The sequence below is a fragment of the Pseudomonas sp. PvP028 genome (genome assembly GCF_017832255.1).
Taxonomy (GTDB): Bacteria; Pseudomonadota; Gammaproteobacteria; order Pseudomonadales; family Pseudomonadaceae; genus Aquipseudomonas; species Aquipseudomonas syringae.
In genome coordinates this window covers 1,228,096-1,242,106 of record NZ_JAFIBL010000001.1, presented here as the reverse complement: position 1 = coordinate 1,242,106, position 14,011 = coordinate 1,228,096, and the positions used below count along the sequence as shown (strand labels likewise).

The window sequence follows — 14,011 nt, the reverse complement described above, 5'->3', positions numbered from 1 at the left end:
CTGTGCGGTTTTGAAGCCAATGAAGTCGGGAATCGATAAATAGTTATACGAATGCGACACCCGCTCTGCGTCAGTGGTTACAGCTGGGTCGTTCTGGCACAGCGGTTGCAATGTAAGCCTTCAGGAACATCGCTGTACGTCCCCGTACATGACGATAAGAAAGCAAGGATTTGCAATGTCAGTGCCCTGATTCAAGACGTCCTTTAACCGTTTGAGTTCGCCGTGTGCGCACCCACCGCGTTGCCCTGCCTATCCACAATATGCAGGTCTTCATCAATCGAACAGTTACCCATTGTTCGAGCGGATTTTTATTGCCCTTTAACTACCCGAGGGAGCGTTAATGAATGATGCGGTAATAATGAAAGCGGTTCCCTCTCCCTCGCCCGATGACACTTCGACGGCGTGGCAGGGTATTCCTTTCAGCGCCAATACGTCACGCCCGGGTGGCCTTAACAAGCCGCAAGTAATGGTGTTGATTGCTGCGTCGGTACTTATTCATGGTGTGATCTGGTGGTACATGCAAACGGCCCAGCCAGACGTGCCGGAAGTTGCGCCACAAGTTCCGGAAATGACCATTGAACTGACCAGCCCGACACCACCCGCCCCGGAACCGCCGCCGCCCGAGCCACCACCTCCGCCGCCGCCTCCACCGCCTCCCCCCGAACCGGAACAACCGGTCGAGGACCCGGACGCGGTCGAACCGCCGCCCAAACCGGTGGAAAAGCCCAAGGTCGAGAAGCCCAAGCCGGTCAAGAAAGTCGAGCCGGTGAAAAAGCCGACGCCGCCTGCGCCCAAGCCTGCTGCTGCTGCGCCCAGCCCGCCCGCGCCGCCAACACCTGCGCCCGCGCCGCCGGCACCTGCTGCGCCACCGGCTCCGGTCAAGGAAAGCGCCGCGGTATCCGGGCTCGCCAGCCTGGGCAATCCACCGCCGGAATACCCGGGGCTGGCGTTACGACGCAGTTGGGAAGGTCGCGTGATTCTGCGCATCAAGGTGCTGCCCAACGGTCGCGCCGGGGCTGTCGAGGTGACCAAATCCAGTGGCAAACCGGTACTGGACGAAGCGGCCGTGGAGGCTGTGCGCAACTGGAAGTTCATACCGGCCAAACGCGGTGACACGCCGATAGAAGGCTTCGCGACGCAGACCATCGACTTCAAGTTGCCGGAATGATCCGGCGCATGACAACCGACTATTCAATTATCAAAGCTGGTGAGGTTTAAACCATGAACGCATCGCTCTCTTCCATGATCGTCCCGGCCGTGCTCTGGGCACTGATTCTGTTTTCCGTATTGAGTTGGGCACTGTTGCTGATCAAGTCGGCGCAGTATGTCCGCCAGAAGTCCCAGAACAAACAATTCACCAAAGTGTTCTGGAGCGCACCGGACCTGCTCACCGCTGCCGAGCATTCTGCGCAATATCCCGGCGCGCTGGCACGTATTGCCAACAGCGGCTTCGAAGCCATGGCGGTCGATGAGTCGCCGCGCACCACGCAACAATTGGCGCACACCATCAACCGCTCGGACCGTCTGGAGCGCAACCTGCGCCAGCAGATACAAAAAGAGCGGCGCGCGCTGGAAAGTGGCCAGGCGATTCTCGCCAGTATCGGCAGCACCGCGCCCTTCATCGGCCTGTTCGGTACGGTCTGGGGGATCATGGAAGCGCTGCAAAGCATCGGCGTGACCGGCTCGGCCAGCCTTGAAGCGGTCGCCGGGCCTATCGGTCACGCGCTGGTCGCCACCGGCGTGGGTATCGCCGTCGCCGTGCCGGCAGTGCTGATCTACAACTTCTTCCTGCGCCGCCTCAAGCTCGCCGTGGCCGACATGGATGACTTCGCCCACGACTTCGACGCCCTCGCCCAGCGCAGCGCCTTTGCCGTCACGCGCCAGCCCATCGCCAGCAAGAATGGCCATGCCGTTCGGGAGGCCAGCTAATGTCTTTCTCCACTCAGGACAGCGATGAAGTGCTCAGCGAAATGAACGTCACGCCGCTGGTCGACGTGATGCTCGTGCTGCTGGTGGTGTTCATCGTCACCACGCCGCTGATGACCAACGCGATCAAGGTCAACTTGCCCAAGACCGACGCAGTCGCCCCCGCCGAGAAGAAAAACCCGGTGGTGGTCAGCGTCGATCAGGACGGCAAGTTCTACCTCGCCAAATCGGAAATCGCCCCGGAGCTGCTGGAAAAAAGCCTGCAGGACGAAAAGGCCAAGGACCCGGAAATCCGCGTCCAGTTGCAGGCCGATACCGCCGTGAATTATGGCCAGGTGGCCAAGGCCATGGCCTCCATCGAACGCTCTGGCATTACCAAGATATCCGTCATGACAGCGAAATGACGCTCGACTGACCGGGTGGCTTCGCCTCGCGAAGCCGTCTGACCCGACCCCCGTGAATGCGGTTGTCCGTGGGCTGAAAAGCCCCTGGAGGGGAGCGGCTTGCTGGAAAAAGAAGAAGTGGAACTCCCGCTCGGCACAACCGCGTCGGGAACAGAGGGCTCACAAGGCCATTTCAATAATGTCTGGATCAAGTCGGAACTAACCATGCTGATGAATCTTCCCGGTTGCACCCTCAAACCACTGGCCCTCGCGGTCCGGCGTCATCCACGTGCCCTGCTCTGCGCATTGGCCATGGGCATGAGCGGTGCCCAGGCGGCAGACGCCGTCGATGCAGACACCAGCGGCTCGGCCGTGTCCACCAGCGCAGCGGTTGTGCCTGCCACGACCCAGCTGCAACGTGTAGAAGTCACCGGTTCGGCGATCCGCCGGGTCGATGCCGAAACCGCCGTGCCGATTACCATCCTGCGCGCCGACGACCTGAAGAAACAGGGCGTGACCACCACCCAGGAAATGGTCCAGCGCATCACCGGCAGCCAGTCGATCAACAACAGCGCTGGCTCGGTCGGAGCCGGAACAGGAGGCGCCTCCTTCGCCGACATGCGCGGCATCGGTGCGAACAAGACGCTGGTGCTGCTCAACGGCCGACGTCTGGCCAACAATGCGTTGTCCGGTGTGGGTACGCCCAACGGCAGCGCCATTGACCTGAACATGATCCCGTTCGCTGCGATCGACCGCGTGGAAGTGCTGCGTGACGGTGCCTCGGCGCTGTACGGCACCGACGCCATCGGTGGTGTGATCAACTTCATCACCAAAAAATCCCTGACCGATGGCAGCCTGACCCTCGGTGGCGAGACGCCGACCGCCAGTGGCGGCGGTGCGACCAAGGACATGAGTGCCAGCTGGGGCTTCGGTGATCTGGAAGAAGACCGCTTTAACGTGATGGGCGTCTTCAACTACAACAAGCAGCAGAATCTGGACGCCAATGATCGTTCGTTTGCCAAGGATTACGTACCGGGACGCGGTCTCAACCAGACCTCCGGGACGGCATATCCCGGCAATTATTTTCAGGGCGACAACTCCGCCAACCCGCTGGGCAGAAACTGCAGCGGCCCCAGCCTGATAGCCAGCAACGGCATCTGCCGATTCAGTACTCGCGAGTACATCGACCTGATCCCGCAAACCGAAAAGACCTCTTTTTTCGGCAGGGCTACCGGCAAGCTGGCCGACGATCATAACGTCAGCCTCGAATACTTCTGGGCCCGCAACAACAACCATACCGATATCGGGCCAGCGCCTCTCACCGGGCTGTCACTGGACTCGTCGTCACCCTTCTATCCCGGTAACGGCATCACTCCGGCCCCCACCGATTTCACCCTCGACCCGACGCAACCGGTCAGCACCGCCTGGCGAGAAACGGCAGCAGGCCCACGCGGATCGAGCGACCAAAACACCAGCCAGCGTTTTCTGCTGAACTTCGACGGTCTGGTGGGTGGCTGGGACTACAACGTTGGCGCTTCTTACAACCAGAACAAAGTGTTGTCATCACTCACCGATGGTTACATCAGCGATGCTGCAATGCTCAATGGCCTCGCCAACGGCACCCTCAATCCGTTTGGTCCGCAGACCGCTGCCGGTCAGGCGCTGATTGACGCCAATCAATACCATGGCCAGTACTCAAGCGCCGTGGGCCGGGTGGCCGGGCTGGACGCGCGCATCAGCCGAGAAATCGGTGACTGGTTCGGTGCAGGCCCTGCCGGCATTGCGCTAGGTGGCGAATACCGAAAAGAGAAAATGCATCAAGAGTACGAAGCGTTCGTCAACGACGTCAGCAGTCTGGGCGCAGATGCCGCAGGCAGCGTCGAAGGTGACAGGAGCGTCAAAGCGGAATACGCCGAACTGAATGTCCCCGTGCTGGACAGCCTTGAACTGACCGCCGCCGTTCGTCACGACAAATACAGCGACTTCGGCAGCACCACCAACCCGAAATACTCGTTCCGCTACCAGCCGTTCAAGCAACTGGTTGTCCGTGGTGCCTACAGCGAAGGCTTTCGCGCACCTTCGCTGTACGAACTGTATGCCCCGCGTAGTACGACCTTTACCCAAGGCTATTACAACGACCCGGTGCTGTGTGCCGGTGGTGTCGTCCAGCCTGGTGGTAACGCCGGTCGTGATTGCCAGCAGCAGTTCCTCAACAATGGCGGAGGCAACACCGAGCTGGCCCCGGAAAAAGCCCGCAACATGACCCTGGGCTTCGTCTATCAGCCGGTCAACAACCTGTCGATGGGCCTGGATTTCTGGTGGATTCACATCTCCAACCAGATCCAGGCGTTCCCCGAGTCGACCGTGTTCGATGACCCGAACACCTACGCCGACCGCTACGTGCGCGCTGCCGACGGTTCGATCGCCAACATCGTCACCGGCAACGCCAACCTGGGCATCGTCAAAACCAGCGGTGTCGACGTAACCCTCGACTATCGCTTCCCGAACACGCCTTACGGCCAGTTCGGTCTGGGCATGACCGGCACCTACGTCACCCGGTATGACTTCCAGAACATCATCGACGGCCCGTACACCGACAAGGTCGGCGACTTCCAGGGCGACGGCGTGATTTCGCGCTGGAAACACGTCCTGACTGGTACCTGGGCACTGGGCGATACCCGCGCCTCCATCACCAACCGCTTCACCAGCGGCTACAACGACTACGACCGCACCACCAATGCGCGGGTCGCGTCGTATGCGCTGTGGGACATGTCGGTGGGTCATACCTTCGACAAGGTGCTGGATATCGACGCCGGTGTGCGCAATATGTTCGACCGCAACCCGCCGTTCTCCAACCAGGCCTACAACTTCCAGTCCGGCTATGACCCTCGTTACGCCGACCCGCTGGGCCGCACCCTGTTCGCCCGCGCGACTTACCACTTCTGAGTGTGACGACGTGGCCCATACACGCTCCGTGGGCCACGTCAGATTGCGAGCTCGCCCCCTCCGGCCCAGGTTTCATCCGCCTTCCCCGGCCGGGGGCTTTTTCGCAGTGTTCCGTCATTCAGTGCGCACGAGGAAAGCCCTACCATGTCGCGTTTTAACCGTTTTCTGCAGCGCCTGCTTCTGGGTGTTGCGCTGTGCAGTGGCTGGCAGACCGTGCTGGCGACGCCGACCCACGCCTTGACCGTCTATGGCGAGGCGGCGAAATACCCGGCTGGCTTTAAGCACTTCGATTACGTCAACCCGAACGCCCCTAAAGGCGGCTCGCTGACGCGCTCGGCGGAAGAAATCGGCCAGTTCAATTACCTCAATCCCTACGTCGATCAGGGCATCAATGTGCGCGAGGTCGACAGCTGGGTGTACTCGCCACTGGCCTATCGCTCGCTGGATGAGCCGTACACGGTGTATGGCCTGATCGCGGAAAAGATGGAGATGGACCCGGACGGTCTGTGGATTCGTTTTTTCCTCAACCCCAAGGCGCGTTTCGAGGACGGCAAGCCCGTCACCGCCGAAGACGTGCGCTACACCTTCGAGCTGATGACCACCAAGGGCAGCTTCAGCTATCGACCGATGTTCGCCGACGTCAAAGAGGTGACAATCGAAGGCCCGCTGCAGATTCGCTTCGACTTCAAAAACAACCTCAACCGCATGCTGGCGCTGGACATTGCCAGCCTGCACATCCTCCCCGAACACTGGTGGAAGACCCGCGACTTCGCCAACGGCGGCGGTTTCGAACCGCCGCTGGGCAACGGGCCGTACCGCGTCGCCAAGGTTGACGCCGGGCGCAGCGTCACCTTCGAACGGGTCAAGGACTGGTGGGGCAAGGACCTGCCGGTCAGCCGTGGTCTGTACAACTTCGACACGCTCACCGTGAACTACTACGGCGACACCGAGATCGCTCGCCAGTTGCTGCAGGCCGGGACGTTCGACTACAACCGCGAGTTCTCTTCTTCAGGCTTCGTGGTCGGCTACAGCGGCCCGGCGATTGACGACGGGCGCCTGCAAAAGCGCATCCTCGCACCGCAACGCCCGGTCGCCGCGCAGGGCTTTGTGTTCAATCTGGACAAGCCCATGTTCAAGGACCGCCGCGTGCGCGAGGCGCTGTCGTTGCTGTGGGATTTCGACTGGATCAATCGCCGGGTCATGCGCAATTTCTACGTGCGTGAACAAAGCTACTTCCCGAAAAGCGACATGGCCGCCACCGAGCTACCGACCCCGGCCGAGCTGAAGATCCTCGAACCCTTGCGCGGCCAGGTCCCTGACGAGGTGTTCAGCAAAGTCTATCAGCCACCGAAAACCGACGGCAGCGGTTACATCCGTGACAAGCAGTTGCAGGCCCTCAAGCTGCTGGCCGAAGCCGGCTGGCACCCGAAAGACAACAAGCTGGTCAACGCGGCGGGCGAGCCGATGGTGTTCAGTTTTCTCGATGGTCAGGGCGGCTTCGACCGGCTGATCCTGCCCTTCAAGCGTACGCTGGCGCAGATCGGCATCACGCTGGATTTTCTGCGCATCGATTCGGCGCAGTACATCAACCGGCTCAATGCGCGGGACTACGACATGATCGTGGTCAGCCTGCCGAAAAACGGCAATCCGATCATTTCCCCAGGCCGTGAGCTGTACAACCTGTATGGCTCGCAAAGCGCCACCGAAGTGGGCAGCTCCAACGCCATGGTGCTGCGCAATCCTGCGGTGGACACGCTGATCGACGGGCTGGTCAGCGCCAATACGCGCAACGACATGGTGCTCTACGCGCGGGCGCTGGATCGGGTCCTGCAGTGGGGTTACTACATGATCCCCAACTACTACTCCAAGGGCACGCCGCTGGTGTTCGCCAACCGTTTCGGCATGCCGGATGTGGCACCGATCTATGACGTGGGCCTGGAAACCTGGTGGCAGATCAGCCCGACGCCGCTGACCAATGCTCAGGCCACTGCGCTGACCGGCAAACCTGCCGCTGCCAAGGAGTATTGAGATGCTGGCTTATGTGATTCGACGCCTGCTGCTGATCATTCCCACGCTGCTGGCCATTCTGATTGTGAATTTCCTGATCGTGCAGGCCGCTCCAGGCGGACCGGTCGAGCAGGCCATCGCGCGCATTCAGGGCTTCAGCCCCAACGGTCTGGGCGGCGGCGGGGGCGAAGTGGCTGCCTCCGGCACCGCCAGCCGCAGCACCCGCGGGCTGGACCCGGCGCTGATCGAGCAGATCAAGCAACACTACGGTTTCGACAAACCGATGCACGAACGGCTGTGGCTGATGCTCAAGAACTACGCACAACTGGATTTCGGCACCAGCTTCTTCCGCGGTGCACCGGTCACCGAACTGATCGCGCAAAAGCTGCCGGTGTCGCTGTCCCTCGGGATTTGGGCGACGCTGATCACGTACCTGATTTCCATCCCGCTGGGCATTCGCAAGGCGGTGCGGCATGGCAGTGCGTTCGATGTCTGGAGCAGCACGCTGGTGATCATCGGTTACGCCACGCCCGCGTTTCTGTTCGCCATTCTGTTGATCGTGGTGTTCGCCGGGGGCAGTTACCTGAGCTGGTTTCCGGCGCAAGGGCTGTTCTCGGACAACTTCGACAGCCTGAGCACCTGGGGCAAGGTGAAGGACTATCTGTGGCACCTGGTGCTGCCGGTCAGTTCGCTGGTGATCGGCGGGTTCGCCACGCTGACCATCCTCACCAAGAACAGCTTTCTCAACGAGATCAGCCGCCAGTACGTGGTCACGGCGCGCGCCAAGGGCCTGACCGAGCACCGCGTGCTGTACGGCCATGTGTTTCGCAACGCCATGTTGCTGGTGATCGCCGGCATTCCACAGGCCTTGATCGAAGTGTTCTTCGCCGGCTCGCTGCTGATCGAAACCATCTTCGGCCTCGATGGTTTGGGACGCATGAGTTACGAAGCAGCGGTCTCGCGCGACTACCCCATCGTGTTCGGCACGCTGTTTCTGTTCACGCTGTTCGGCCTGCTGATCAAACTGATCGGTGACCTGTGTTACACGCTGGTCGACCCACGCATCGACTTTTCCGCGAGGAGCGCCTGATGTTCGAGTTCTCTCCCCAGACCCGGCGCCGCTTCGATCTGTTCAAGGCCAACCGTCGCGGTTGGTGGTCGCTGTGGATCTTCATCGGCCTGCTGCTGGTGTGCCTGTGCGGCGAACTGATCGCCAACGACAAGCCGCTGCTGATCCGCTACGACGGGCAGCTGTATTACCCGGTGCTGCACACCTACATGGAAACCGATTTCGGCGGCGAGCTGCCTTTCGAACCGGACTATGCCAGCGACTATGTGCGCAAGCTGATCGCGGCGAAAAACGGCTGGATGCTGTTCGCGCCGATACCGTTCAGCTACGACACCATCAACTATGACCTGGACGCGCCATCGCCCAGCCCGCCGGACCACATCAACTGGCTGGGCACGGACGAGCAGGCCCGTGATGTGCTGGCGCGGGTGCTGTTCGGCGCGCGGATATCCATTCTGTTCGCGCTGCTGCTGACCGCGATCAGCACGGTGATCGGCGTGTGTGCCGGGGCGATTCAGGGTTACTACGGCGGCATGACCGACCTCATCGGCCAGCGCATTCAGGAGATCTGGTCGGGGCTGCCGGTGCTGTACCTGCTGATCATTCTGTCCGGCTTTGTGTCGCCCAGTTTCTGGTGGCTGCTGGGGATCATGGCGCTGTTCTCCTGGCTGTCGCTGGTGGACGTGGTGCGTGCCGAGTTCCTGCGTGGGCGCAATCTGGAGTACGTCAAAGCTGCCCGCGCATTGGGTCTGACCGACGCTGCGCTGATGTGGCGACACATCCTGCCCAACGCGATGACCAGTACCCTGACCTACCTGCCGTTCATCATCACCGGCGCCATCGCCACCCTCACTGCGCTGGATTTTCTTGGTTTCGGCATGCCGGCGGGCAGTGCGTCGCTGGGCGAGCTGATTGGCGAGGCCAAGCGCAACCTGCAAGCACCCTGGCTGGGGCTGACCGCGTTCGTGGTGCTGGCCTTGATTCTTTCTCTGCTGGTGTTCATCGGCGAAGCCTGCCGCGACGCGTTCGATCCTCGGAGCTGACATGCACGACAACCTGATTGAAATTCGCGACCTGCGGGTCGCCTTCAACGGCCGCGAAGTGGTGCATGGCGTCAGCCTCGACATCCGCCGTGGCGAGTGCCTGGCGCTGGTGGGCGAATCCGGCTCGGGCAAATCGGTCACGGCGCATTCGATTCTGCGCCTGTTGCCGGTGAAAACCGTCAGCACGCAAGGCTCGATTCGTTACGACGGGCTGGATCTGGTCAGCGCCAGCGACAAGCAGTTGCGCAGCCTGCGCGGCAACCGCGTGGCGATGATTTTTCAGGAGCCCATGAGCTCGCTGAACCCGCTGCACACGGTCGAAAAACAGATCGGCGAAATCCTCGTGACCCACAAGGGCCTCAAGGGCAAGGCTGCGCTGACCCGTACCCTGGAGTTGCTGGAACTGGTCGGCATTCGTGATCCGCTGTCCCGTCTCCAGGCGTATCCGCATCAACTGTCGGGCGGGCAACGGCAGCGCATCATGATTGCCATGGCGCTGGCCAACGAGCCGGATCTGCTGATCGCCGACGAGCCGACTACCGCGCTGGATGTGACCGTGCAGGTGAAGATTCTGGAGTTGCTCAAGTCCCTGCAACAGCGCTTGAACATGTCGCTGCTGTTGATCAGCCACGACCTCAATCTGGTGCGGCGCATCGCCCAGCGAGTCTGCGTGATGCGTGAGGGCGAGATTGTCGAGCAGGCCGATTGCCAGACCCTGTTCGACAGCCCGCAGCACCCTTACAGCCGTCTGCTGATCAATGCCGAGCCGGATGGCGAACCGGTGCCGTCTACGCACAGCAACACGCTGCTGTCGGTGCAGGACCTGAAGGTCTGGTTCCCGCTGGGCAAGGCCTGGTTCAAGCGTGAGCCGCAGTATGTGAAGGCAGTGGACGGGGTGAGTTTCGAGCTGCTCAAAGGCAAGACGCTGGGCATTGTCGGCGAGTCGGGTTCGGGCAAATCGACCCTGGGCCAGGCGATTTTGCGCCTGGTCGATTCAGAGGGCAGCATCCGCTTCGGCACCAAGGAACTGAGCCTGCACAGCCAGCACCTGATGCGCCCGTTGCGCCGTCAACTGCAGGTGGTGTTTCAGGACCCGTTCGGCAGCCTCAGCCCGCGCATGACTGTGGAACAGATCATTGCCGAGGGCCTGGTGACGCACAACATCGGTACGCCGAAAGAGCGTGAACAGACCGTGATCCGCGTGTTGCAGGAAGTCGGCCTGGACCCGGCCACCCGGCATCGTTACCCGCACGAGTTTTCCGGCGGTCAGCGCCAGCGTATTTCCATCGCACGGGCGCTGGTGCTTGAACCGGATCTGATCCTGCTCGACGAGCCGACCTCGGCGCTCGACCGGACCGTGCAAAAGCAGATCGTCGCCCTGCTGCGCGATCTGCAAATCCGTCATGGCCTGACGTATCTGTTTATCAGCCATGACCTGGCGGTGGTTCACGCCCTGGCCCATGACCTGATCGTCATCAAGGACGGCAAGGTCGTCGAACAGGGCCCGTCCCGCGAGATCTTCGCCGCACCGCAGCAGGCCTACACTCAGGAACTGCTGCGTTCGTCGGGGCTGGTGTTTGCCTGAGCGCGAAAACTACGCGTGAAAGCTCTGGCCCAGCGCTTCCAGGCGGATGGCCAGTGGTGACAGGCTCTGGCTGCTGGTCGCCAGCACACCGATATTGGCGGCGGTGTGTTCGGCGATGGTCTGCACCGAGCGCAACTGGTCGGCCATTTCCCGGCTGACGGCGGACTGCTGTTCGGTCGTCGTGGCAATCAAGCCGTTGAGCCGGGTGATGTGGCCGATCCCTTCGCCGACTGCGCGCAGGGATTGCGAAGCGCGCTGGCTGTCCTCGACACAACGCCCGACGCCCTGCAGGCTGTCGTTCATGGCCGTAGCGGCCTGACGACTGCCTTTTTGCAGGTCTTCGATGATGGTCTGGATTTCCTTGGTCGACGACGCTGTGCGTTGGGCCAGGTTGCGCACTTCATCGGCCACCACTGCAAAGCCTCGGCCCTGCTCACCGGCGCGAGCGGCTTCGATCGCGGCGTTGAGGGCCAGCAGGTTGGTCTGCTCGGCAATGCTGCCGATCACGTCCAGTACCTTGCCGATCTGTTCTGACTGGTTGGCCAGAGCTTGTACGGTCTCATCGGTGGTCGTGATGCGTGCGGCAAGCTGGGTGATTTCGCTCTGCGCACGGTCGACACTGTCGCGCCCGTGAGCGACCTGATCGCTGGCGTCACCGGCCCGCTGCACGGCTTGCGCGACGTGGCTGGAGATATCGTTCATGGCATCGCCCATGCGCTGCATCGCGCCGGTCATGCGCGCGATTTCACTGAGCTGATGCTGTGCACCGGTTTCCAGCGTACTGCTGGCCTTGGCGAGGTCATGACCCAGTTCGCCAAGCCCGCGAGTGTCACGCACCACGCCGTCGACCAGGCCGGTGATCTGCGCCAGAAACTGCTCGAACCGCTGCGCCAGCGAGACATGTTTGCCCGACTGCTGGCTGGACTGGCTATCAGTAGAGAACTGGTTGGTGGTGGCCAGCATCCGGTCCAGCATGTCCTGATTCTCGACCGCCTCGGCTTGGTTCTGTACCGCGAGGTAGACCAGAATCGCGCTTTCAACGACCACATACACCGCATGCACAAGCACCATGCTCCAGCCGAAGCCGTGGTGCATGACATACACCGGGAAGCCGGAATGCTGCAGGGCATGGAAACCGATGTGGTGGAGGGCGATGGTGACGGCAGCGACCAGAATCGGCAGCCAGTCGCGGTAGAAGGTAAGCACTGCCAGCAGGACGAAGATGCCGAAATGTATCTCGACCTGCCCGTGGGCCTGATTGATGTGCAGCGCGGTCATGACCATCAGGCCTACCCCGAAACAGCAACGCATCAATCGGGTGCCGCCGATGGCCCGATACAGCCCGGTCAGCACCACCGCGGTGCCGCCACCGACGACGACTGCCTGGGTGAAGGTGTCGAACCAGAACGCCAACCCGAGCGCGTAGATGAACAACAGCCAGATCAGACCCAGCATGATCCGGTCAGCCTTGCGGTAATGGTCAAGGAAACGAGGGGCTACGGGCATCGAACACATCCTTTTGAAATCCATGGCGACAGGGGCTCCTGCCGGTTTTCAAATCTGCACGAGCAAAAGCCCGGCCAAAGTGCCGTCCGGATAGTAGCCCTATGCCAGAATTTCAGACATACATATTCTTTGCCCGGTATTCACGGCTGCGTATGCGGTGCGGCGCAGATCTGTGACGCGGAGCGTCACGCCAGGCATTCCACTGGAGCGTGAGGAACGATAGTCAGCAGGTAGGTCGCGGAACGGGTGTAGCGCGAGGCGTCCGGGCGAACGCTATCGTGCCCATGCTCCAGCGTGGGCATGCTGTTCTGGACGCTCAGCGTCCTCTCCCGGCTGGTATTTCAGTGGCGCAGCAATTTGCGCAGCGGTACGCCGTCTTTCATGACTGGGGATTTGATGACGATGTAGCTGAAGTACTTGGAGATGCCGATGTTTTTGTCCAGCAGCTCTTCGATCACTTCCTGATAATGCTGAATGCTGCGGGTCATGAAGCGCACTAGGTAATCGTAGCCGCCGCTGATCAGGTGGCATTCCAGCACTTCGTCGACGTGGCGGATGTTGGCTTCGAATTTGGCGAAGTCTTCGCGCTTGTGGTCGCTGAGCGAGATTTCCGTGAACACCGTGACCGATTCGGTGATTTTCGCGAGATTAAGATGCGCCTTGTAACTGGAGATGTAACCCGCCGACTCAAGTCGTTTGACGCGTTGCAGGCAAGGGCTCGCGGAAAGCCCGACTGCATCGGCCAGGCTGACGTTGGTCATGCGCCCGTCTTTCTGGAGTTCTACCAGGATATTGATATCAATCCGATCCAGTTTGACCAAGCCTTCCATTACCTACCTCATGTATTGCCATTCACCGTGCCTACCTTCTAGCAAAATCAGCGCCGTAAAGACAGCTGATGCTGAGCAACCAGATCCGCCATGCTGTTGATGCAGATATCTGCGGCGCAGGGCTGGCTGTGCTGTTCGCGGCTGCGGCGGATCAGGCACAGCCCGCCGAGGCCCGGAGCAGAGGCCGGTGGGCGGGAAACCAGCAAGGTGTCTCGGGTGTCCAGATCCATCTTGGCAAGCCAGCGCGTGTCGTCCAGCGGGTGCGTGGTCAACGACAGCAAACTGTCAGCCTCAAGCCCCAATCGCTCGCACAGGAGACCGCGATCCTGCAGATCCCGGTCGGCGTACACCAGCAATCGATAGAACTTGCGCAGGTAGAGCATCGCGCCGGGCGCATCCTCGAACAGCGTCCAGTTCGGCACCGAGCGGGCGAAACTCATGCCTTCCTCCCAACTCGCCTTGATCCCCAGTCGTTCGGCCAGTTGGCGATGCGCAAAGCACAACAGTCCGCTGAAACCCAATTCGTCAAAGCGCGGGTACAACGTGCGGATGACATCATGGAATTCAGCGAGTACCTGGTCTTTGCCGGGTGTGTTCAGACCGTTGTCCAGCAACGGCTGCAACGCCGTCCAGACACCGGAATCACGGTCCACCAGCACTTCATCACAATCGATCAGCAGTGCGCGGTAATCAATAAGCCCCATGGCAGGCAACGT

At 61.1% G+C, this 14,011-nt stretch carries 11 protein-coding genes; 8 read left to right on the top strand and 3 right to left on the bottom strand.

What is annotated here, in order from left to right:
* Positions 1–358: 358 nt before the first annotated feature.
* The 8 genes from JOE34_RS05555 (at position 359) to JOE34_RS05520 (ending at position 10,959) form a co-directional block, all read left to right on the top strand.
* On the top strand, positions 359–1,168 hold the full coding sequence (locus JOE34_RS05555) for an energy transducer TonB (RefSeq protein ID WP_229699120.1): 810 nt from the start codon (positions 359–361) through the stop codon (positions 1,166–1,168).
* Positions 1,169–1,221: 53 nt separating this feature from the next.
* On the top strand, positions 1,222–1,929 hold the full coding sequence (locus JOE34_RS05550; protein WP_003340004.1) for a MotA/TolQ/ExbB proton channel family protein: 708 nt from the start codon (positions 1,222–1,224) through the stop codon (positions 1,927–1,929).
* The gene (locus JOE34_RS05545; RefSeq protein WP_002555939.1) at positions 1,929–2,330 is read left to right on the top strand and encodes a biopolymer transporter ExbD; all 402 of its coding nucleotides are present in this window, start codon (positions 1,929–1,931) and stop codon (positions 2,328–2,330) included. The genes JOE34_RS05550 and JOE34_RS05545 overlap by 1 nt, the downstream gene beginning before the upstream one ends.
* 99 nt (positions 2,331–2,429) lie before the next feature.
* Entirely contained in the window at positions 2,430–5,255 is a 2,826-nt protein-coding gene (locus tag JOE34_RS05540; protein ID WP_003425754.1) for a TonB-dependent receptor, read from the top strand.
* Positions 5,256–5,399: 144 nt separating this feature from the next.
* Positions 5,400–7,283, top strand: coding sequence for an extracellular solute-binding protein (locus JOE34_RS05535; RefSeq protein ID WP_046266608.1), 1,884 nt, complete (start codon positions 5,400–5,402; stop codon positions 7,281–7,283).
* A gap of 1 nt (position 7,284) precedes the next feature.
* A complete protein-coding gene (yejB, locus tag JOE34_RS05530; RefSeq protein ID WP_046266609.1) occupies positions 7,285–8,352 on the top strand; it encodes a microcin C ABC transporter permease YejB in 1,068 nt (355 codons plus the stop codon).
* On the top strand, positions 8,352–9,374 hold the full coding sequence (locus JOE34_RS05525) for an ABC transporter permease (protein WP_003437297.1): 1,023 nt from the start codon (positions 8,352–8,354) through the stop codon (positions 9,372–9,374). The genes yejB and JOE34_RS05525 overlap by 1 nt, the downstream gene beginning before the upstream one ends.
* Before the next feature lies 1 nt (position 9,375).
* Positions 9,376–10,959 carry an ABC transporter ATP-binding protein gene (locus tag JOE34_RS05520; protein WP_046266611.1) on the top strand — a complete coding sequence of 528 codons (1,584 nt, stop codon included), beginning with the start codon at positions 9,376–9,378 and terminating at the stop codon, positions 10,957–10,959.
* 9 nt (positions 10,960–10,968) lie between these two features.
* Here the strand turns inward: JOE34_RS05520 and JOE34_RS05515 are convergent, their stop codons facing one another.
* From JOE34_RS05515 to JOE34_RS05505, 3 genes are all read right to left on the bottom strand, one after another.
* The gene (locus JOE34_RS05515; protein ID WP_046266612.1) at positions 10,969–12,465 is read right to left on the bottom strand and encodes a methyl-accepting chemotaxis protein; all 1,497 of its coding nucleotides are present in this window, start codon (positions 12,463–12,465) and stop codon (positions 10,969–10,971) included.
* Between the two features lie 341 nt (positions 12,466–12,806).
* Positions 12,807–13,295, bottom strand: a complete 489-nt coding sequence (locus tag JOE34_RS05510) for an Lrp/AsnC family transcriptional regulator (RefSeq protein WP_002555947.1) — start codon at positions 13,293–13,295, stop codon at positions 12,807–12,809.
* 47 nt (positions 13,296–13,342) lie between these two features.
* The gene (locus JOE34_RS05505) at positions 13,343–13,999 is read right to left on the bottom strand and encodes a haloacid dehalogenase (protein WP_003437305.1); all 657 of its coding nucleotides are present in this window, start codon (positions 13,997–13,999) and stop codon (positions 13,343–13,345) included.
* Positions 14,000–14,011: the final 12 nt, after the last annotated feature.